Source organism: Vibrio sp. EJY3 (genome assembly GCF_000241385.1).
GTDB classification, from domain to species: domain Bacteria; phylum Pseudomonadota; class Gammaproteobacteria; order Enterobacterales; family Vibrionaceae; genus Vibrio; species Vibrio natriegens.
Window position 1 is genome coordinate 2,802,186 of record NC_016613.1, and the last position, 21,238, is coordinate 2,823,423.

18 protein-coding genes are annotated in these 21,238 nt (G+C 45.0%); 3 read left to right on the forward strand and 15 right to left on the reverse strand.

The annotated features are described in order from the left end of the window. Window positions 1–523: 523 nt before the first annotated feature. The 8 genes from VEJY3_RS12620 to VEJY3_RS12655 form a co-directional block, all read right to left on the reverse strand. Entirely contained in the window at window positions 524–1,807 is a 1,284-nt protein-coding gene (locus VEJY3_RS12620) for a NupC/NupG family nucleoside CNT transporter (protein WP_014232868.1), read from the reverse strand. Window positions 1,808–2,011: 204 nt separating this feature from the next. Further along, complete coding sequence (locus VEJY3_RS12625; protein ID WP_014232869.1) at window positions 2,012–2,785, reverse strand: TatD family hydrolase; 774 nt, start codon at window positions 2,783–2,785, stop codon at window positions 2,012–2,014. Beyond that, window positions 2,772–2,954: a DUF5363 family protein gene (locus tag VEJY3_RS12630; RefSeq protein WP_014232870.1), complete on the reverse strand. Its 183-nt coding sequence runs from the start codon at window positions 2,952–2,954 to the stop codon at window positions 2,772–2,774. Before VEJY3_RS12630 ends, VEJY3_RS12625 begins: the two co-directional genes overlap by 14 nt. A 153-nt stretch (window positions 2,955–3,107) precedes the next feature. Then, the gene (prfC, locus tag VEJY3_RS12635) at window positions 3,108–4,697 is read right to left on the reverse strand and encodes a peptide chain release factor 3 (protein WP_014232871.1); all 1,590 of its coding nucleotides are present in this window, start codon (window positions 4,695–4,697) and stop codon (window positions 3,108–3,110) included. A gap of 166 nt (window positions 4,698–4,863) precedes the next feature. Next, window positions 4,864–5,319, reverse strand: coding sequence for a ribosomal protein S18-alanine N-acetyltransferase (gene rimI / locus VEJY3_RS12640; protein ID WP_014232872.1), 456 nt, complete (start codon window positions 5,317–5,319; stop codon window positions 4,864–4,866). Window positions 5,320–5,391: 72 nt separating this feature from the next. Further along, entirely contained in the window at window positions 5,392–5,790 is a 399-nt protein-coding gene (locus VEJY3_RS12645; RefSeq protein WP_014232873.1) for a DNA polymerase III subunit psi, read from the reverse strand. A gap of 221 nt (window positions 5,791–6,011) precedes the next feature. Beyond that, on the reverse strand, window positions 6,012–6,515 hold the full coding sequence (locus VEJY3_RS12650) for a GNAT family N-acetyltransferase (protein ID WP_014232874.1): 504 nt from the start codon (window positions 6,513–6,515) through the stop codon (window positions 6,012–6,014). Continuing rightward, window positions 6,499–7,026 carry an SCP2 domain-containing protein gene (locus VEJY3_RS12655; protein WP_014232875.1) on the reverse strand — a complete coding sequence of 176 codons (528 nt, stop codon included), beginning with the start codon at window positions 7,024–7,026 and terminating at the stop codon, window positions 6,499–6,501. Before VEJY3_RS12655 ends, VEJY3_RS12650 begins: the two co-directional genes overlap by 17 nt. A 352-nt stretch (window positions 7,027–7,378) precedes the next feature. Between VEJY3_RS12655 and VEJY3_RS12660 the strand changes: the two genes are divergently transcribed. The 3 genes from VEJY3_RS12660 (at window position 7,379) to VEJY3_RS12670 (ending at window position 11,449) form a co-directional block, all read left to right on the forward strand. Beyond that, entirely contained in the window at window positions 7,379–9,418 is a 2,040-nt protein-coding gene (locus VEJY3_RS12660; RefSeq protein WP_014232876.1) for a bifunctional diguanylate cyclase/phosphodiesterase, read from the forward strand. Window positions 9,419–9,536: 118 nt separating this feature from the next. Continuing rightward, window positions 9,537–10,550 (forward strand): peptidase U32 family protein, encoded by a 1,014-nt coding sequence (locus VEJY3_RS12665; RefSeq protein WP_014232877.1) that lies wholly within the window; start codon window positions 9,537–9,539, stop codon window positions 10,548–10,550. Window positions 10,551–10,570: 20 nt separating this feature from the next. After that, window positions 10,571–11,449, forward strand: coding sequence for a U32 family peptidase (locus VEJY3_RS12670; RefSeq protein ID WP_014232878.1), 879 nt, complete (start codon window positions 10,571–10,573; stop codon window positions 11,447–11,449). A 54-nt stretch (window positions 11,450–11,503) separates the two neighbouring features. Here the strand turns inward: VEJY3_RS12670 and VEJY3_RS12675 are convergent, their stop codons facing one another. The 7 genes from VEJY3_RS12675 to infB all read right to left on the reverse strand — a co-directional run bounded on the left by VEJY3_RS12675 (window position 11,504) and on the right by infB (window position 21,237). Next, window positions 11,504–12,850: an MATE family efflux transporter gene (locus VEJY3_RS12675; protein WP_014232879.1), complete on the reverse strand. Its 1,347-nt coding sequence runs from the start codon at window positions 12,848–12,850 to the stop codon at window positions 11,504–11,506. A 215-nt stretch (window positions 12,851–13,065) separates the two neighbouring features. Continuing rightward, window positions 13,066–13,983, reverse strand: coding sequence for a lipoprotein NlpI (gene nlpI / locus VEJY3_RS12680; protein ID WP_014232880.1), 918 nt, complete (start codon window positions 13,981–13,983; stop codon window positions 13,066–13,068). A 198-nt stretch (window positions 13,984–14,181) separates the two neighbouring features. Next, a complete protein-coding gene (gene pnp, locus VEJY3_RS12685; RefSeq protein WP_014232881.1) occupies window positions 14,182–16,317 on the reverse strand; it encodes a polyribonucleotide nucleotidyltransferase in 2,136 nt (711 codons plus the stop codon). A 333-nt stretch (window positions 16,318–16,650) separates the two neighbouring features. Next, window positions 16,651–16,920, reverse strand: coding sequence for a 30S ribosomal protein S15 (gene rpsO / locus VEJY3_RS12690; protein ID WP_014232882.1), 270 nt, complete (start codon window positions 16,918–16,920; stop codon window positions 16,651–16,653). Window positions 16,921–17,068: 148 nt separating this feature from the next. Then, complete coding sequence (truB, locus tag VEJY3_RS12695; RefSeq protein WP_014232883.1) at window positions 17,069–18,013, reverse strand: tRNA pseudouridine(55) synthase TruB; 945 nt, start codon at window positions 18,011–18,013, stop codon at window positions 17,069–17,071. Then, window positions 18,013–18,408, reverse strand: coding sequence for a 30S ribosome-binding factor RbfA (rbfA, locus tag VEJY3_RS12700; RefSeq protein WP_014232884.1), 396 nt, complete (start codon window positions 18,406–18,408; stop codon window positions 18,013–18,015). Before rbfA ends, truB begins: the two co-directional genes overlap by 1 nt. A 114-nt stretch (window positions 18,409–18,522) precedes the next feature. Further along, the gene (gene infB / locus VEJY3_RS12705; RefSeq protein WP_014232885.1) at window positions 18,523–21,237 is read right to left on the reverse strand and encodes a translation initiation factor IF-2; all 2,715 of its coding nucleotides are present in this window, start codon (window positions 21,235–21,237) and stop codon (window positions 18,523–18,525) included. Window position 21,238: the final 1 nt, after the last annotated feature.

Consider the following 21,238-nt stretch of genomic DNA (forward strand, 5'->3'; position numbering starts at 1 on the left):
TTCACTACTCAGCCTTACATCGCAACTCTAACTATAATCAACGAGTTGAGATTGTGTAAAAAATGACTCAGCAGTCTATTTATGAACGGACTTGGTTCCATGAAGACTCGGCATATACAGCGAAAATTTCTTATGCCAATTGCTATCCTTGTCACCGCACAGTACCAATTTGGCCTATGGCACAACAATCTATGATTGCGGTGTCTTTAATATCATATCTCCCCAACAAAATGCCGTTGAGATCTAATATTTCAGGGTAATTCATTTACCCATCGATTAGGTTGTATCCACCTTGTGATGTCTACATTATAGATATTCATCGCAAAACTGTAGCACCAAATAGAGCGCAAACGGTTTGTATCTCAAAATTTCCAGGTTTCTATTCTCTAGTCCGTCAGTTAAGACCCCTTACATTTGACGCACTAAAAATTTTCAGCCCTGAAAACGAAAAAAGCCCCGCAGCAATTTCTTGCTACAGGGCATGATTTAATATGGCGTCTATATATTAAAAACCAGTTCTAAATTACAGAGCTGCTAGGCTTAAGCAGAAGCCTGCAATTGTCGCTGCCATTAGGTTAGACAACGTACCAGCTAGTACTGCTTTAACACCCATGCGAGCGATATCTGGACGACGGCTTGGCGCTAGACCACCCAGACCACCTAGTAGGATCGCGATAGAAGAAAGGTTCGCGAAGCCACACAGTGCAAATGAGATGATAGCCGTAGTCTTCTCAGACATTACTTCACCAGTTGCTGCGATTACTTGAGCGTTTTCACCGATGTAAGGCGTGAAGTTCAAGTATGCAACGAATTCGTTCACTACAATTTTCTGACCGATGAATGAACCAGCAGTTACTGCTTCAGCCCATGGAACACCGATTAGGAATGCTAGTGGAGAGAACGCGTAACCCAGGATTAGCTCAAGAGTCAGCTCAGGCATACCGAACCAACCACCGATGCCGCCTAGCATACCGTTAACAAGAGCAATCAGACCTACGAATGCGATTAGCATTGCACCTACGTTTAGTGCTAGTTGTAGACCAGAAGCTGCACCGCCCGCTGCCGCGTCGATTACGTTAACAGGTTTGTCGTCACCGCCGTCCATTGCCTCTTCGATACTTTCATGAGGCTGATCAGTTTCAGGGTGAAGAATTTTAGCGAATAGTAGACCACCAGGTGCTGCCATGAATGATGCTGCAACTAGGTATTCTAGAGGTACACCCATTGATGCGTAACCCGCTAGTACACCACCAGCAACAGAAGCTAGACCACCACACATTACCGCGAATAGCTCTGATTGAGTCATTTTTGGAACGAATGGACGAACCACAAGTGGCGCTTCAGTTTGACCTACGAAAATGTTAGCTGCTGCTGACATTGATTCTGCACGAGAAGTACCAAGCGCTTTCTGTAGTGCACCACCAAGAATCTTGATAACCCATTGCATAACGCCAATGTAGTACAGAACTGAGATCAGAGCAGAGAAGAAGATCAGTGTAGGAAGAACACGGAATGCGAAGATGAAACCACCGCCACCGAATACTTCGAACATCTTGTTAGAAACAAGACCACCGAACAGGAATGATGAACCATCGTTACCGTAGTTGATAACGTTAGATACACCACTAGAGAAACCGTTTAGTAGATCACGGCCCCAAGGTACATAAAGAACAAATGCACCTAATGCGAATTGGATAGCGAATGCACCACCCACAGTTCTAAAGTTGATAGCTTTGCGGTTAGATGAGAATGCTAGTGCGATAGCAAGTAGCACAACCATACCAACCAGGCTCATAAACAGGCTCATAGTTTATGACTTCCTTATAAGTTATTTATTGGCGTGTAACAAAATGGAGCTATAAAAGCGGGGCAATTATACTCATGCATCATCAATTAAAGTAATGCCGCCCTCACACTTTCCCATAAGATTCATTATTGATTCACTAATCTTTGTGATAGAACTCACAATAAAAAGGAAAACGTTTTCGAATCTAAACAGTTTCTTTGAATTCTATTCACATATTGAGAAGGCAAAATTGCTATTTTTCCACAGTTGCGACGCAATCGATTGCTTTTCTCCTCTACGCAACTCTACGAGCACATTTAATACATGAATGAGTTTCGCCGGGTGGTTGGGCTGCCCCTGATATCCAAGTATAGGCATATCTGGAGCGTCTGTTTCGATAAGTAGGTTTTCTAGGGCTAATTTTTGAATTGCGTCGCGGGTTTTTTGGGCTCGTGGGTAGGTAATAGTTCCCCCTACACCGATGAAAAAACCTAATCTGACCCACTCCATCGCTTGCTGATAGCTACCAGCAAAAGCATGTACGACACCGCCTTTAGGTAGCTTCGCCGCTTTGACCATTTGAATAAGTCGATTGTGCGCTTTTCGGCTATGTAAAATGACCGGTAGGTCGAAACGTCTGGCGAGCTCAAATTGAGTTTCAAGCACCTTTTCTTGCAACTGAGGATCGACGTCAATAGCAAAATCTAATCCGCACTCGCCTATTGCAACGCACTGTGGCGGCTTTTGTTTGAGATAATGCTCCAGCTCAGCAAGGTGCTGCTCAAAGTTCTCTTCAAGAAAATACGGATGAAACCCCAACGCATAATATAAGTGGGAATGTCGCTTGGCTAAGGTTTGAATGTGTGACCAGTTTGAAGGTCCGACTGAGGGTATCAGGATTCGGCTCACCCCTTGCTCTTGAGCAAGAGCCAGGTTGTGCTCAAAATCATCCTGAAACACGTCAAAATCAAAATGACAGTGCGTATCAAAGAGCTTCATCTTGTGACTTTCTATTGCTCTCGGCAGATTTCGGTGCTGCGTTTGGCTCCTCACTCTGATGAGCAGGATCTTTTCTATAAGGCACACAACTGCGTTTTTGATCCGGCGTGAGCCCCATCTCTTTGCACCAGTCGTCGTAGCGCTTAATGCCTCTTTTCAACCAGTTCATTTTTACTCCGCTATCTCTAATCACTTATTAACTTTAATGGATATAGTCCAATCCACATCATTTCTGCTGATATAAAAACGCCCTTGACTAAGTCTATAGCCAAGGGCGTTTTAAAATCCAGTCGCGGTGTAAGCGAGCTTCAGTTAACGTCGATTAGTGCTCACGAGTCGCACGGAAGTCAACATCCGGGAAGCGCTCTTTCGCTAGGTTCAGGTTAACCATTGTCGGCGCGATGTACGTTAAGTTGTCACCACCATCAAGTGCTAAGTTGCTCTGATTCTTACGTTGGAACTCATCCAGTTTCTTCGCGTCGCCGCACTCAACCCAACGAGCCGTTGCCACGTTTACACCTTCGTAGATCGCTTCTACGTTGTATTCAGACTTCAGACGAGCCACAACCACATCAAACTGAAGCACACCAACCGCGCCAACGATCAGATCGTTGTTTTGCAGTGGACGGAACACCTGTACCGCACCCTCTTCAGACAACTGAACCAAACCTTTCAGTAGCTGCTTCTGTTTTAGTGGATCTTTCAGACGAATACGACGGAACAATTCCGGTGCAAAGTTCGGAATACCAGAGAACTTAAGTGATTCACCTTGCGTGAAGGTATCACCAATCTGGATAGTACCGTGGTTATGCAGACCGATAATATCACCAGCGTAAGCGTGTTCTGCACGTGAACGGTCACCAGCCATGAAGGTTACCGCATCAGAGATACTTACTTGTTTGCCTAGACGAACGTGGTTCATCTTCATGCCTTGAGTGTAAGTACCCGATACGATACGCATAAAGGCGATACGGTCACGGTGTTTTGGATCCATGTTTGCCTGAATCTTAAACACGAAACCAGAAAACTTCTCTTCTGTCGCTTCAACTTCACGCTCAACCGCTTGACGCGTTTTCGGCGCAGGCGCCCACTCTGTCAAACCATCCAACATGTGGTCAACACCGAAGTTACCTAATGCCGTACCGAAATAAACGGGTGTTAGCTCACCAGTCAGGAATGATTCCAGTTCGAACTCTGGACAAGCACCCATTACGAGTTCAAGCTCTTCACGTACGCTTTCTGCCAGATCTGCACCGACTTTTTCATCAAGTTCTGGGTTGTCCAAACCTTTGATGATGCGAACTTCCTGAATCTCATGACCATGGCCAGATTCATAAAGAATCGTCTCGTCACGGTGAATGTGGTACACACCTTTAAACTCTTTACCACAGCCAATCGGCCAGGTAATTGGCGCACACATCATGCCCAGTTCGTTTTCAACTTCGTCTAAAACTTCCATTGGTTCGCGAACATCACGGTCAAGTTTGTTCATGAAAGTGACAATTGGTGTATCACGAAGACGCGTAACTTCCATCAGTTTACGAGTACGATCCTCGACACCTTTCGCTGCATCGATAACCATCAAACAAGAGTCAACCGCGGTTAGTGTACGGTAAGTATCTTCAGAGAAGTCTTCGTGCCCCGGAGTATCCAGTAGGTTAACCAGACAATCGTTGTAAGGAAACTGCATCACAGAAGTGGTTACCGAGATACCACGTTCCTTTTCCATTTCCATCCAGTCAGATTTAGCATGCTGAGCATTACCACGACCTTTAACGGTACCTGCTTTTTGGATCGCGTTTCCGAATAAAAGTACTTTTTCGGTAATGGTTGTTTTACCCGCATCCGGGTGAGAAATAATAGCGAATGTTCTACGTTTAGAGACTTCGCCTAGAAAAGGTGTATTTGACATGAAACTGGTCTTCTTTGATGTCTGTATGCTTGCCTGAAAAGCAAACACACATTTTAGATTCAATTTTGCGCGGTATTCTCGCTTATTATTGCTTTAGGGGCAACAGATCGCTTTATGGGCTACTGATTGCTCTAGGGGCAACATCCCGAATGAAGTCTGTGGGTAACTAATGGAAGAAGATATAACTCATGATGATCGCATCTTCTTTACCATTCCCTGTTTTGGCAGGGTAATAGTTATAACGGCGGTCCAATTCATTAAAACCCGCTTGTTCATAAATATAGATGGCAGCGTGGTTACTTTCTCTCACTTCCAGCCAAGCACTTTCTGCTTTTACTTGCTCACAGTGAAATAGAAATGCATCCAGCAATTTTTGGCCATGGCCTTTGCCTTGTTGCGAAGGATCGACTGCAATATTCAGCAGTGTTACTTCTCCGACAATGTTCTGAGCATAAAAATAACCAAGGACCGAGTCACCTTCTACCATCACATGGTGACAAGCACCTCGGCTGGATAAGTCACGAACTAATGACTCAGCCCAAGGGTGAGAATGCGCTTGCTGTTCGATTTGCCAAACCTGTTCCAAATGCGCTTCACACATCGGAATAATTTCAATCGTCATGATTTAACCTATTTAATGCTTAGCTAGTGATACGCCTTAGATTCGTATCGCACACCAGAGCTTTTATCAGCATTACGAATAAGAACAAATTTGCTGCCAAAGTGCTCTTTTTTGTTCGTTGTTCCCATCAATGTCCTGAAGTAATGGTGAAGTGAGTTGCTTGATGTTTGAATCCCCATTCACATCACACCCGGCAAACCATACCCACTCCAACTGATGCTCCCCTAGTAAAGAGAAGCGTTCAGGTTCCAGATGCATGGCTTGATCGAGGGTTAACTTCATACTCTTAAGTATTTTCTCGAATAGGATCGCTGACTCATTCACAGGACAGACTGGGGAAACCAGTAGAAGCTTGCAAGCACTTGGCAGATCAATCACTGGTGATTGATAGCCCGCTAACCTATCTGGATGAATCAACTCCCAAGTGCTGATTCCCATTTCATGTAAGTACTGTTTCTCGTTAATCGACATTTTTCGTCACCTGTTTGAACCAGGCAATTCTATCAAATTATAGTGACGATACCTAACAACCAAAGACATTGGATGTATCGATGAAGGAATAAGGGAAATAAAAAGAAAGGAAAAGATTTAACTAGAATTCGACGTTAATACGTATAGCAAAGCCATCACTTTGCGATTTACTACAGCGATTGTAAAAGCAGCCGGTTCATAACCACCAGCTGCTCAGATGCTTATAAGTCGTCGAACTCAGGCGAATAATCAATGCGACCAGAACGTCCTGCACATTGGCCTTCAACAACTTCAGCAATACGGAACGCACCTTGAGGCACTTCCCATGCGCATTCAAACCCCATCTCATCACAAGCTTTAAAGCCCTGACGAGCATAGTAATCTGGCGAGCCAAGCACGACACATACCGGATAACCAAAATCACGCAAAGAGTCGAAGCCTTCTTTGATCAACTCGGCTCCGATACCTTGACGTCGATAGTCTTCGTGTACCGCTAATGGCGCGAGTCCTTGCCATGACAAATCTTCACCATTTAAGGTAACTGGGCTAAATAAAGCATGACCAATAACTTCCCCCTCATCCGTACACGCCACCAATGACAAGGTCAGCTTGCCATTTTCACGTAAACGCATCACTAAATTAGCTTCTGCATCAGTTGGAAAAGCGTGTTTCAATAAGCGGTCAATGGTTAGAATGTCCGCAGGGGCTTCAGTTCGAATAAGCATTCGCTACTCCGGGTTGTTGTGCAGGCTCTTGAACTCCTTTTTGGACAAAATCCGCCAATTGATTCAGAGCGACTTGCATGGCTTTTGGTAACTGCTCTAAGTCCACACTGTCCATTAAGTTTTTCACTTCTAAGCCAAGCTCAGTGTCCCCTTCAATAGAAAGGCGACGTTGGAAGAACAACGTATCAGGGTCTTCTTTACGACCAGCAATTAATACTAGGTCGTTTAGATTACCACTAAAACTCACATCTTCCTGAACTGGTTTTTCAGCAACAAGTAAGTTTTCATCTTGATAGCTGATGTACCATGCTAAATTCAAGTCTTTAATCGCAACTTTTAACCACTTATCTTCCAGAAATTCAAAATCGCCATCTTCCAGCGCCTCTTTGAATATCATTTTCAAACCTTCAAGTAGGGCTTTTTTCTGAACCGTTTGAGGTAATAACTGGACTGGAGAGCGCAAGATATTGGCTGCGTTCTTGACTAGTTGACTGCGAATCTTGTTTAACACGTTCATTATCCGTTACTTTATCATCAGGGCGATCATATTAAGCAATTGTGTGAAACTGATTCCTGTTATGCATCAATAAACAGCTTGTTTTCAGATGACCAAAAATGCTTCGTTTTTTGACCTTACGTGTATTATTGATGAGAACAATGAGATAAACGCTTTAACAACTCTATTTTCAAAGTTATAGTGAACGACCGTATTTTGGTGGCAATTAACAACGCAATTCAAATAAGTCAATGACTTAACGAATGGTGGTCGGTTAACTCGTTGAACGTCACCGTAGCGACTTTTTTCAACTAGCACGTTTAAAACGGGCGAGCAATCTGGCTCATCGGAGATCGGTAACAACCTAATGCCTTCCCAGCAATTACAACATTGGTTTGCCACGCTAACCTCAAATAGCCCTTTCTTTTTCGCCATCCTTGATAAAAAACACAATTATCGAATGGTGAGTGATCGCTATTGTGATATCGCCGGATTGAGTAATGCAGAGATCATCGGACTCAACGATGTTCACGTTTTGGGAGAGCAGTTCTATAAAAAGCTAGCGCCTTATTATCAACGCGCTTTCGATGGTACGCATATAGAAGCCGAGATTACTCTGGATGAAACGGATCTAGAAACCAGCCTGCATTTTAGTTTGTCGCCTGTATATGAGGGTAATGAAATCCGGCATGTGGTTTTTCATGCTGTCGATACCTCAGAGAAACAAATTCTTGTCCGCTCCCTAGAAGAGTCAGAGAGCAAGTTTGCCAAACTCACCCAACTTTTGCCCGATGGTTTATTACTTATCGAAGAAGATGTAATTATTTCGGCGAATCCAGCATCGGCAAGGTTGCTCGGGATAAACTCACCGCATGATCTGCTTGGCGAAAAGCTTAGCCGTTTGTTCATTGATGAAAATACTAAAAAAGTCTTCGGCCACCCTTTAAGTACACTGATTTCTGATAAACCTTTTATTTGCCTAACCAGCGCGCGATGTGGGTTTGAGCGTAAAGTACAGCTTCATGCTGATTCAACGGCCATTCTGGGTAGTGCCTCACAAATCATTTTGATTCAGGATGCCGACACTGCACCCAAGAATTTATCGGCGTCTTTGGGTGAAGATGCGAATATTGACTCCCTGACCAAGTTGTACAACCGTTTTGGTTTTACTAAACGCCTGGAACAACTGATCAAAAAGCAGACACCACTACTGCTCTTCTATCTGGATATCGATAACTTTAAAAATATCAATGATTCACTGGGCCATCATATTGGTGACAAAGTGATCCAAGAGGTCTCAGCACGCCTGAAGCGATTATTACCAAGTCAGGCAATTCTTGGGCACCTGGGGAGTGATGAATTCGGTATTCTGTTACCGGAGCCTGAAAATGCGCGAATGGCTGAAATTCTGTCGGATCGCATTATCTCTCTGATCAACCAGCCTTTCGATCTACATCACTTTAGCAAACGTCTTGCTTGTTCAATTGGCAGTGTCCGCTATCCAGAAGATGGCCAAGATGCCAGAGTTTTACTGCAAAACGCCGATACTGCGATGTACGAGGCGAAAGATCGCGGGCGAAACCGACTGATCAAATTCAACGATCAAATGAATAAAGAAGCGCGCATGCGTTTGTGGCTGGAAATTGAGCTACAAAAAGCACTACAGCAAAATGGTTTGGAAGTCTGGTATCAACCAAAAGTAAACGCGCGCGATTTTAGTATCAACGGTGCAGAAGCACTGGTGCGCTGGAAACACCCGGTTGAGGGCTATATTAGCCCTGGCGCATTTATTCCCGTCGCCGAACGAGCTGGGTTGATCGAGCACCTTGGACGAGTGGTGATGCGTGATGTTTTCAATACAGTAAAACGCTGGAAGCAGCAAAGTGTATTGCCAGGACGCGTCGCGATTAACTTATCTCCCGAGCAGTTTGGCAACCCACAACTTATCGACTTTATGGAAAAGTTACTGCGCACCACAGAGCTCGATCCAAGCTGTATTACGTTTGAGCTTACAGAAAGCGCCGTAATGAGCGACAGTGAACATACATTGCAAATGCTAAACGCCATCAAAAAACTGGGGTTTGCCCTGTCGATTGATGACTTTGGAACCGGGTACTCGTCTCTCTCTTACCTAGCCCGCTTCCCTATTGATGAACTCAAAATAGACCGCGCTTTTATTAGTGATATTGACACACTGCCTAAGCAAGTAACCGTTATCGAAAACATTATCAACCTGGGTAAATCCTTAGATTTATCCGTGGTCGCGGAAGGGGTCGAAACCCATCAGCAAGCGACGTTGCTTTCAAACCTGCAATGTCACTCGATTCAGGGCTTCCACTTTTACCGCCCGCAACCTAAACACGAAATTGAAGAGCTCTTTGTACAAAATCGTCGTCACAAGAATTAACTCGTTACTCCCAAAGAGTAAATATTGAGTTTATTGAGCTAAACCTAACTTAGGTCAATTTTGCTATTCATAATCCTTCATAAAATGCGAACACCTTTTTCTCAATGATTATGAGCATATGGAACTCTTGTGTCCTGCGGGCAACCTGCCTGCATTAAAGACTGCTATTGATTGTGGCGCAGATGCCGTGTACATCGGCTTTAAAGACGATACCAATGCACGTCACTTTGCTGGATTAAACTTTCATGGCAAGAAGCTAGAGAAAGCGGTGCAATACGTTCACGACCGCAACAAAAAAATCCACGTAGCGCTCAACACATTTGCCCATCCAAATGGTTTTGAACGCTGGACAAATGCCGTAGACAACGCCGCATCATTGGGCGTTGATGCTCTTATCGTCGCTGACATCGCGGTATTGGAGTATGCGGCGCGAAAATACCCAGAGTTAGAGCTTCATCTATCAGTACAAGCCTCAGCCACCAATGTGGCAGCCATTGAGTTCTATAAACAGAATTTCAACGTTAAACGTGTCGTACTGCCACGAGTCCTGTCTATTCATCAGGTTAAACAGTTATCGCGTAATATCACAAGCGATGTAGAGCTAGAAGTGTTTGCCTTTGGTAGTTTATGCATCATGTCTGAAGGCCGCTGTTATTTATCGTCGTACATGACGGGTGAATCACCGAATACCGTTGGCGCTTGCTCACCAGCAAAATACGTACGCTGGCAAGAGACCGAGCAAGGTTTGGAATCGCGACTCAATAACATTCTGATTGACCGTTACAGCGAAGGGGAAAACGCGGGTTATCCGACCTTATGTAAAGGCCGCTTTGAAGCGGAAATCGAAGGTGAGAAAAAGCGCTACCACGCACTGGAAGAGCCAACCAGCCTGAATACGCTGTCTATGCTTCCGGAACTGTTTGCAGCCAATGTTGCGTCAGTAAAAATTGAAGGCCGTCAGCGAAGCCCTGCTTACGTAGAACAAGTAACTCGCACTTGGCGAGCTGCGATTGACCGTTATCAGGCAAACCCTGCCGCGTACCAAGTGGAAGAAGCCTGGAATGCAACGTTAGCTAACGTATCAGAAGGCACGCAAACCACATTAGGCGCTTATCACCGCCAATGGCAGTAGAGGTAAAAATGGAAAATTCAATGAAATACGCACTTGGTCCATTACTCTATTTCTGGCCAAAACAAGATGTGGAAGCGTTCTATCAGCAAGCAAAAGAGAGTACTGCGGACATCATCTATCTAGGTGAAACGGTCTGCTCTAAACGACGAGAAATGAAACCAGCCCATTGGTTTGATATCGCAAAAGAACTCTCCGCTGCCGGAAAACAGGTCGTGCTCTCAACCATGGCGCTGTTAGAAGCACCAAGTGAAGTCAACATCATGAAGAAATACATCGATAATGGTGATTTCGCGATTGAGGCCAATGATGTTTCTGCGGTTCAGCTAGCCTCAGAGCACCGAGTGCCGTTTGTTGTTGGCCCGGCGATTAATACCTACAATGCCCATACACTGAACCTATTTCTCAAACAGGGTATGACGCGCTGGTGTATGCCTGTGGAACTGTCGCGTGATTGGTTACGTGATACATTAGCGCAATGTGAGAGTCTTGGTATCCGCAATAAATTTGAAGTGGAAGTGTTCAGCCATGGCTATCTGCCACTGGCCTACTCGGCTCGTTGCTTTACGGCGCGCGCTGAAAACCGTGCAAAAGACGATTGCGAGACCTGCTGCATTAAGTACCCGACAGGCATTCAGGTAAGCAGCCAAGAGGGTCAGGAAGTTTTCAACCTTAATGGTATCCAAACTCAATCTGGTTACTGCTACAACTTAATCAATGACTTACCTGGCATGCAGGGATTAGTGGATGTGGTACGACTTAGCCCACTTGGTATCAGCACTCTATCGGAATTAGATCAATTCCGTGCCAATGAACAGGGCGAAAAACCTCAGAAACTCGAAGACCGTCAATGCAATGGCTACTGGCACCAACTAGCAGGTCTGGACGTCAAAAATATCTGACTCTAGATATACATAAAGCGAGGTCAATGCCTCGCTTTATTTTGCTTGTTTCTGTCAAGACGATTGCAAGCTAGGTTCAACTGGGCTCTCACTAAGCAACTTCTTCACATCACGCCACAACATACTCATTACGACCAAACTTAACGCAATGTTAGACAATGGGAAGGCAATCCAAATCCCCACCACGCCGAATATTTTAGGCATGATAAACAGAAATGGTAGCTGAACCATAATATTACCAACTGTAATGAACATCGCTTTACTGCCTTTATTCATCGACTGATAATACGCGGCCGAGACCATTAAGAAACCGTCTAAGAACAAGGCAAACATGTGAAAGCGGATACCCATCACTGCACTTTCAATTAACTGCTGATCCGAGCTATTAAAGACAGAAACGACCTCATAAGGGAAAACGTTCAACAAGGTAACAAAAGCAAAGCCTCCCAGCACCGCGGTGCCCATGGCTATCTTTAGCAGCTTACGAATATTTTGCGGATTACGCGCCCCATGGTTATAGCTCACCAGAGGCTGCATGCCATTAGCAATGCCCTCTGCAACTAAGAAATAAACCGTGACGATATAACCGAGAATCGCATACGCACCAATCAATAACGCACTGCCATATTGAGCAAACAACGAATTATGCAGTGCCACCATGATCGAGCCGTAAGCGTACATAAAAAAGCTCGAGCTTCCGATCATCACGACCTTAGGCACAATATCAAGCTGTACTTGCAGATCGCTAAAACGTAAGCGCAGCTTGGCTTTGGAACTGAAGAAGTAACCAATACCAAGAACCGTAACGACCATCTGTGCCAACGCAGTTGCAATGGCAGCACCAGTCAACTCCCACCCCAACCAAGCAATAAAGACATAATCTAGCGAGATGTTTATCGCAGCACCTGTCACCATCAGTATCGTGGCTAAGTTAGGGCTATCATCGTTTCTCAATAAAAATGGCGCTGCGATCGATCCAAGCGTGAATATGCACGACACAATTAATATTTGTAAGTACTGTAGACCGAGCTCGTATACTTGACCTTGCGCTCCTTGCCAACGAATAAAATCGTCCGCAAAGTAGAAAAGAACCGCCGCAACGACTGGCATCAATGCGGCGAGCAATAATAACCCGGTAGATAAAATGCGTTTGGCACCGTCTTGGTCTTGTTCACCACGTTTGATGGAAACAAGAGCCCCCGTGCCGACGCCAGCCATCATGCCGACGCCTAAGATTGTACCAATCACAGGCCACGCTACGTTAATTCCGGCCAGCCCATCAGCACCAACATAGCGGCCAATAAAAATGCCGTCGATCACTTGATACAAACCATTCACCAACATAGCAGCAACGGTTGGAATCGTGTACTTCCAAAACTGTCTATATATCGAGCCTTGCATAACAACCACCAGCAGTTAGCAAAGCTAACCGATTAATATTAATAATTATTTTGTTCTGTCTGGACAAACACATGTATAACAAAACACGAACAGCTAATGTGATGGGTTCTAATCACGCAAGACTAACCAGAGAAGACACTCGCCTTTACTTACCGAAAAAGAACATTCGTCGAATCACACCAGCATCAAAAAACCGCTCAGTGAGCGGCTTTAGACTAGTTATCTGGTTGTTGCTCAGCTTTGAGCTTAGCCATCCTGTCCTGCTGCAACTGCTCATAAATCTGAGCTAACTCGAGAAATGAGTACCGGTGCTCCACGTAATCATAAACGTTGAAGGATATCGCCAATTTATACAGTGATATTGCACTCGCCAAATCGCCTTGCAACTGATGACGCTTCCCTAAATAAAAGTAAGTCTCCGTGAGTCGCTCAGCAAGACGGTAGTTTTCTCGTGTACCATCCATGATCAATTTCAGCGCTTGCTCATCTGAAACGTCACGCAGCATAATGGCCACTAAGACCCATCCCCACTCTTCACTTCGATCTCGTTTATAGTGCTTCTTCAGATTCACTTTTGCTTGCTCCGGATCCTGTTCAGCTTCAATGATGTAAAGCCACAACGCACGAAATGGATCGCTTGGCATCTCTTCGTAGTGCTTATTCATGTCTTCCAGAGCGAGTTCAATCCGGCCGCCATAATACAATGCGATAGCACGGTTTCTTTCGGCATACGTGTTATCAGGAGCCAGCTCTAAGGTTGAATCAAAGGCTTCATAAGCGGCATCAAACTCTCCAACCTGAGTAAAGTAAACCCCTAATAGATTGAAGATATCAGGTTGAGCAGGGTTCAATTGTAAAGATTGGTTGAAATCCAAACGAGCAAGGTCACGTAAGCCAACACTGTCATAGTAATTGCCGCGCTCATAGTGCATTTTTGCACGAACTTCATCACTCAGATCAGGGCGCTGAAGCAGCTGAGATAAACGCGCAATTTGCACCTCTTGCTGCACGCTAGGTTGCAGAGGTACCGCCATTGGTGGGTAAACCCACTGCATGGCCGATTGCTGAGAAGTATTTGCACAACCGGTCAGCGCGATAGCAACACATAAACTTGCGGTTTGAAACCATTTCACTAATTGATACTCCTAATTTGGACTGCTCCGAGTCTGTTTCTCTTATGCCTTATCTTTATATGCAATAGTAGAATAAATTGCCTCACCTGAGGGTAAACGCCTCGAAACAAAACAAAAAAAGGGGAGCAAAATTGCTCCCCTTTTATAGCATGCTTTCAGGCCCTTAAGCTAATAAAAGACCGAAAGTCGAGTATTAGATTACTCGTCTTTAGCAGCAGGTGCTTCAGCCGCTGCTTCTTCAGCTGGCTTTTCTACTGCTTCTTTCATGCTTAGACGTACACGTCCCTGACGGTCGATTTCAAGAACTTTAACTTGAACTTCCTGACCTTCAGTTAGGTAGTCTGACACTTTCTCAACACGTTTTTCTGCGATTTGAGAAATATGCACTAGACCATCTTTACCTGGAAGTACTGTTACGAATGCACCAAAGTCCGCCAGACGTGCCACTTTACCAGTGTAGATACGGCCAACTTCAACTTCAGCAGTGATCTCTTCAATGCGACGGATCGCTTCTTTCGCTGCTGCTCCTTCAGTCGCTGCAATTTTAATCGTACCGTCGTCTTCGATTTCGATAGTTGTACCCGTCTCTTCAGTTAGAGCACGGATAACTGCACCACCTTTACCGATAACGTCTTTGATCTTCTCAGCGCTGATCTTCATTGTATGAATACGCGGAGCGAACTCAGAGATATCATCACGAGCACCAGAAATCGCTTCATCCATTACAGATAGGATGTGCTTACGTGCACCTTGTGCTTGGTTAAGCGCAATTTGCATGATTTCTTTAGTGATACCTTCGATCTTGATGTCCATTTGAAGTGCAGTAACACCAGTGTTAGTACCTGCTACTTTAAAGTCCATGTCACCTAGGTGGTCTTCGTCACCAAGGATGTCAGAAAGAACAACGAAATCGTCGCCTTCTTTAACAAGACCCATTGCGATACCCGCAACAGAAGACTTGATTGGCACACCAGCATCCATAAGAGCCAGAGAAGTACCACATACAGAAGCCATTGAAGATGAACCGTTAGATTCAGTGATTTCTGATACAACGCGAACTGTGTATGGGAACTCGTCAACAGATGGCATTACTGCTGCGATACCACGCTTAGCTAGTTTACCGTGGCCGATTTCACGACGCTTTGGAGAACCTACAAAACCAGTTTCACCTACACAGTATGGAGGGAAGTTGTAGTGTAGTAGGAAGTGATCTTTACGCTCACCTGTCAGCTCATCAATGATTTGCGCGTCACGCTGCGTACCAAGAGTTGCTGTAACGATCGCCTGAGTTTCACCACGAGTGAATAGAGCAGAACCGTGAGTACGTGGAAGAATACCAGTACGTACATCTAGCGCACGAACCATGTCTTTCTCACGACCATCGATACGTGGGTTACCCGCGATGATGCTACGACGTACAACTGTCTTCTCTAGGTCATGGAAGATAGTGTGGATTTCTTTCGTGTCCGCTTCTGGATCTTCAGCTAGTAGCACTTCGTTAACTTCTGCTGCGATCGCGTGGATACGGTCGTAACGAGCCATCTTCTCAGTGATTTGGTAAGCTTCAACAAGCTTAGCTTCTGCTAGTTCAGCAATCTTGTTCTTAAGTACTGTGTTCTCTTCTGGAGCAACCCAATCCCAAGCTGGAGTTGCAACTTCAGCTTTAAATTCGTTGATTGCGTTGATCACAACTTGTTGTTGATCGTGACCGTAAACAACCGCTGCTAGCATTTCTTCTTCAGTTAGGTTGTCAGCTTCTGACTCAACCATCAGTACTGCAGACTCTGTACCCGCAACAACAAGATCCAAACGAGATGCATCTAGTTCAGTTTGGCTTGGGTTAAGAACAAGTTGACCGTCGATGTGACCAACACGTGCTGCACCGATAGGACCATTAAACGGAATACCAGAGATAGCTAGTGCCGCAGACGTACCAATCATTGTTGGGATATCTGGTTGAACGTCAGGGTTTACAGAAACAACCGTAGCAATAACTTGTACTTCGTTTTTGAATGCATCCGGGAATAGCGGACGGATTGGACGGTCGATTAGACGAGCTGTTAGCGTTTCGCCTTCAGATGGACGACCTTCACGCTTGAAGAAACCACCAGGGATTTTACCTGCAGCGTAAGTACGCTCTTGGTAGTTTACTGTTAGAGGGAAGAAGTCTTGACCAGCAACTGCTTCTTTCTTACCTACAACTGAAACGAATACTGCTGTATCGTCCATTGTAACCATAACTGCTGCTGTAGCTTGACGTGCGATAACGCCAGTTTCTAGAGTAACCGTGTGGTTACCGTACTGGAACGTTTTAACAACTGGTTTTTCGAACATTGTTATTCCTTGTTTCTAAACGCGCTGACAATCAGCCGCTTAGGTGTGTTAATAAACACTCAAGGCATTACGAATCGCGACTAGTGAAAAGAAACTCAAACAAATTTCTTTTTAATAGCCGCGACCTTTTGGTCGACGAGGTTGACTGTAATGCAAAGAGTTTAGTGAAAAATCTGATGTACTGTTCTAAACAGTGACCATTCACTTATCTAGAACCGCATCAAAAGATTAAGCCGCCAGTATTATAACGGCTTAAGGATGATTTGGCTAAATTTAGGCAACAAAAAAGGGGCATAAAGCCCCTTTTTCGACAAACTGCTAAGCAGTCGCTGATTAGCGACGTAGGCCTAGACGCTTGATTAGGTCTTGGTAGCGAGCTAGGTTTTTACCTTTTAGGTAATCTAGAAGCTTACGACGACGAGAAACCATACGTAGAAGACCACGACGGCTGTGGTGATCGCCTTTGTGCGCTTTGAAGTGACCTTGTAGGTGGTTGATAGAAGCTGTAAGTAGAGCTACTTGAACTTCTGGTGAACCAGTGTCGCCTTCAGATTGTGCGTATTCTGCTACGATTGCTGCTTTAGTTTCTGCATTCAGAGACATAATTCTCTCCTAATAAGAGTAAGTTAATATTTGTGCCAGCCAATCTCTGATTCAGCCGACACGAGAAGCGCGAATTATAGGGAAGTTTCTGCATTCACGCAATAAAAAATACCGGCGCTAAGGCCGGTATTTTTCAAGTAGTGCGAAATTACTCTTCGTCACGAAAAACCACCAAACGTTTTGGTGCGATTTTTCCGTCGTTGTTCATCTCGCCAACACCGATGAATAAGCGCTCTTCTCCCATGGTAAGGCGAAGAGAACCTTCGGTAGGAGCACCACTTACTTGAACCGGTTGACCATGTTGAACCATGTCCGCAAGCTCTGGTATCAGGTTCACTTCTGGTAGATCTTCTACCGCTGTGTCCATTGGCATAAGCAGCGGATCCAAAAGCTCACGTGGCGCGACCTCTTGGCGGTGTGCTTGCTCCAGTAACTCGTTAAGTTGCTCAAGCGTAACCATCTTCTCATATGGGTACTTAGCAACACCAGTACGGCGAAGCATAGTGACATGAGCGCCACAGCCTAACATTTCACCAAGGTCATCGACGATGGTTCGAATGTATGTACCTTTTGAACAGTGTACTTCCATCTCGACTTCATCACCTTCAAAACGATGAAGGATGATTTCGTAGACCGTGATTTTACGAGATTCGCGCGGAACTTCGATTCCTTTACGCGCATACTCGTACAACGGCTTACCTTGGTATTTCAACGCTGAAAACATTGAAGGTACTTGATCCGATTCACCACGGAATTTGTCAATGCACGCTTCTAGCTTCTCAAGATCCACATCGACCGGACGAGTTTCTACGACTTCACCATCAGAATCTGATGTGTTGGTACGTTCACCCAGTTTCGCGATCACTCGGTAGCGTTTGTCTGAATCCAATAGGAACTGAGAAAACTTTGTTGCCTCTCCCAAACAGATCGGCAACATGCCCGTCGCTAGAGGATCCAATGCACCCGTATGACCCGCTTTTTCAGCAAAGTAAATGCGCTTCACTTTTTGCAACGCATCATTAGATGAGATACCTGTCGGTTTATCTAACAGGATAACGCCATTGATTGGACGACCTTTACGACGACGAGCCATTATTCTTCGTCCTCACGACCAGAATCTTTTTGCTTTTGCTTATCTGCACTAACCACTTCAGACACAAGGTTAGACATGCGCATACCTTCAACAAGAGTATTGTCGTAGTGGAAGCGAATTTCTGGAGTAAGGCGCAGACGAATACGCTTCCCTAGCATCATGCGAATATGCACTTCATGCTCACGGAGCGCCGCTAGACATGATTCTGGAGTTTGCTCGCCTACACATAGGAAAGTAACGAATACTTTGGCATAAGCAAGGTCACGAGATACTTCAACATCTGAAATAGTAACCATACCCAAACGTGAATCACGAACTTCACGCTGCAGGATCATGGCAAGTTCTTTTTGCAGCTGCTGTGAAACGCGCTGCGTGCGGCTAAATTCTTTTGACATATCTTTTCTCTTATATAGAAAGAATGGGGGGTTGGTCTAAGCCAGCCCCCCATGGTGTATTCAACAACCAATTACTACTTATCTATCAAAGACAATATGAGTAATCTTAGTCAATTAGTCTAGAGTACGTTTGATTTCAACGATTTCGAATACTTCGATTTGGTCGCCAACGCGAACATCGTTGTAGTTCTTAACGCCGATACCACACTCGTAGCCATTCTTAACTTCTTGAACGTCATCTTTAAAGCGACGTAGTGACTCTAGTTCACCTTCGTAGATAACAACGTTATCACGTAGAACACGGATAGGGTTGTTACGCTTAATCAGACCTTCAGTAACCATACAGCCAGCGATTGCGCCCAGTTTCGGTGACTTAAATACGTCACGTACTTCAGCAAGACCAATGATCTCTTGCTTGAATTCTGGAGCAAGCATACCGCCCATTGCCTGTTTCACTTCATCAATCAATTGGTAAATGATTGAGTAGTAACGTAGGTCAACAGCTGCTGCTTCAACCGCACGACGAGCAGATGCATCAGCACGTACGTTAAAGCCTAGAATGATTGCATTTGAAGCTTCTGCTAGTACTACGTCAGTCTCAGTAATACCACCAACACCTGAACCAACGATGTTCACTTTAACTTCGTCAGTTGACAGTTTAAGTAGTGAGTCTGCGATAGCTTCAACAGAACCTTGTACGTCAGCTTTCAGAACTACGTTCAGTTCAGCAACTTCACCAGCAGTCATGTTAGAGAACATGTTCTCTAGTTTAGATTTCTGCTGACGAGCAAGTTTCACTTCACGGAACTTACCAGCACGGTAGTTTGCAACTTCACGCGCTTTACGCTCGTCACGTACTACTGTTGCTTCGTCACCTGATGCAGGCACACCAGAAAGACCTAGGATCTCAACTGGGATAGACGGGCCAGCTTCTGTGATTTCTTGACCTAGTTCGTCACGCATAGCACGAACACGACCGTATTCCTGACCACAAAGAACGATATCGCCTTTGTTTAGCGTACCAGACTGAACAAGTACTGTTGCTACTGGACCACGACCTTTATCTAGACGTGATTCAACAACTACGCCAGATGCCATGCCTTCTTTTACTGCTGTAAGTTCGAGAACTTCAGATTGTAGAAGGATTGCTTCTAGTAGACCGTCGATGTTTGTACCCTGTTTTGCAGAGATGTGAACGAACATGTTCTCACCGCCCCACTCTTCAGGGATTACGTCGTATTGAGCTAGCTCATTCTTAACGTTGTCTGGGTTAGCATCTTCTTTATCGATCTTGTTCACTGCAACAATCAAAGGTACGCCTGCCGCTTTCGCGTGCTGGATAGCTTCTACTGTCTGTGGCATTACGCCATCATCTGCTGCAACAACAAGTACAACGATATCTGTCGCTTGAGCACCACGAGCACGCATTGCAGTAAACGCCGCGTGTCCAGGAGTATCAAGGAACGTGATCATGCCGTTTTCAGTTTCAACGTGGTATGCACCGATGTGCTGAGTAATACCACCCGCTTCGCCTGAAGCAACGTGTGTACGACGGATGTAGTCCAGTGTTGATGTTTTACCGTGGTCTACGTGACCCATGATAGTTACAACTGGAGCACGAGGAACAGCTTCTGCATTCGTGTCACGGTCAGATAGAACCGCTTCTTCTAGCTCGTTCTCTTTACGAAGAACAACTTTGTGACCCATTTCTTCAGCCACAAGCTGAGCTGTTTCTTGATCGATAACTTGGTTGATAGTCGCCATTGCGCCCATCTTCATCATCACTTTGATAACTTCTGTTGCTTTCACAGACATCTTGTTAGCAAGTTCTGATAGGACGATAGTTTCACCAATCACAACATCTTGTTTAGCAACTGTTGCTGACTTATCAAAGCCATGCTGCATTGATGTTGGCTTAGCTAGCTTGCCTTTACGACCACCTTTACCGCCACGTTGGGTACGACCACCATTACGAGCTTGATCATCCTTTTGAGAAGGTTTTTTCTTCTTCTTACGACGACCAGCTTCTTCTTTGCGATCTGCTTCATCTTCCGCTTCACGTGCGTATCGTGAAGTCGTTACATGGTAATCTGTATCTTCCATATCACCCTTTTTCTCTTCTGCAGCAGACCAACGCTCTTTATTCTTTTCAGCCAATTCGCGAGCTTCTTCAAGCTTGCGCTGACTTTCCTCTTCAGCCTTACGCTTAGCTTCTTCTTCCTGACGACGTTTAAGCTCGTCGGCCTCTTTTCGCGCTGCTTCTTGCTTAATTTTCTCTTCAGCATCACGTTTCGCTTTTTCTTCAGCTTCACGTTGTGCATTCGTATCAACGTCTCGTTTCGCTTTTTCTTCAGCTTCACGTTTCGCTTTTTCTTCAGCGTCACGTTTTGCAGCTTCTTCAGCTTCACGTTTTGCAGCTTCTTCAGCTTCACGCTTTGCGGCTTCTTCAGCTGCGCGTTTTGCTGCTTCTTCTGCTTCACGTTTTGCCGCTTCTTCAGCGTCACGTTTCGCTTCATCTTCAATTGTGCTGCGCTTCACGTATGTACGTTTCTTGCGCACCTCAACCTGAACATTCTTACTCTTACCACCACCCGCGTTTACACTAAGTGTACTACGAGTTTTACGCTGTAGCGTAAGGCGAGTAGGCTCTGAATCGCCAGACTTATCACCGTGTTCTTTTTTCAGATGAGAGAGAAGCTGCTGCTTCTCTTCATCAGTAACATTGTCAGAGCTCGCCTTTTTAATGCCAGCGTCAGCAAGTTGTTCAATCAAGCGGTCGACTGGCGTACCAATCTCATCACTCAGTGCTTTAACTGTTAATTGTGTCATG

Coding starts and splice junctions, on each gene's coding strand:
- VEJY3_RS12620 (WP_014232868.1), bottom strand. CDS start 1,807: ATGAGCCTGTTTATGAGCCTGGTTGGTATGGTTGTGCTACTTGCTATC.
- VEJY3_RS12625 (WP_014232869.1), bottom strand. CDS start 2,785: ATGAAGCTCTTTGATACGCACTGTCATTTTGATTTTGACGTGTTTCAG.
- VEJY3_RS12630 (WP_014232870.1), bottom strand. CDS start 2,954: ATGAACTGGTTGAAAAGAGGCATTAAGCGCTACGACGACTGGTGCAAA.
- prfC (WP_014232871.1), bottom strand. CDS start 4,697: ATGTCAAATACACCTTTTCTAGGCGAAGTCTCTAAACGTAGAACATTC.
- rimI (WP_014232872.1), bottom strand. CDS start 5,319: ATGACGATTGAAATTATTCCGATGTGTGAAGCGCATTTGGAACAGGTT.
- VEJY3_RS12645 (WP_014232873.1), bottom strand. CDS start 5,790: ATGTCGATTAACGAGAAACAGTACTTACATGAAATGGGAATCAGCACT.
- VEJY3_RS12650 (WP_014232874.1), bottom strand. CDS start 6,515: ATGCTTATTCGAACTGAAGCCCCTGCGGACATTCTAACCATTGACCGC.
- VEJY3_RS12660 (WP_014232876.1), top strand. CDS start 7,379: ATGCCTTCCCAGCAATTACAACATTGGTTTGCCACGCTAACCTCAAAT.
- VEJY3_RS12665 (WP_014232877.1), top strand. CDS start 9,537: ATGGAACTCTTGTGTCCTGCGGGCAACCTGCCTGCATTAAAGACTGCT.
- VEJY3_RS12670 (WP_014232878.1), top strand. CDS start 10,571: ATGAAATACGCACTTGGTCCATTACTCTATTTCTGGCCAAAACAAGAT.
- VEJY3_RS12675 (WP_014232879.1), bottom strand. CDS start 12,850: ATGCAAGGCTCGATATATAGACAGTTTTGGAAGTACACGATTCCAACC.
- pnp (WP_014232881.1), bottom strand. CDS start 16,317: ATGTTCGAAAAACCAGTTGTTAAAACGTTCCAGTACGGTAACCACACG.
- rpsO (WP_014232882.1), bottom strand. CDS start 16,920: ATGTCTCTGAATGCAGAAACTAAAGCAGCAATCGTAGCAGAATACGCA.
- truB (WP_014232883.1), bottom strand. CDS start 18,013: ATGGCTCGTCGTCGTAAAGGTCGTCCAATCAATGGCGTTATCCTGTTA.
- rbfA (WP_014232884.1), bottom strand. CDS start 18,408: ATGTCAAAAGAATTTAGCCGCACGCAGCGCGTTTCACAGCAGCTGCAA.
- infB (WP_014232885.1), bottom strand. CDS start 21,237: ATGACACAATTAACAGTTAAAGCACTGAGTGATGAGATTGGTACGCCA.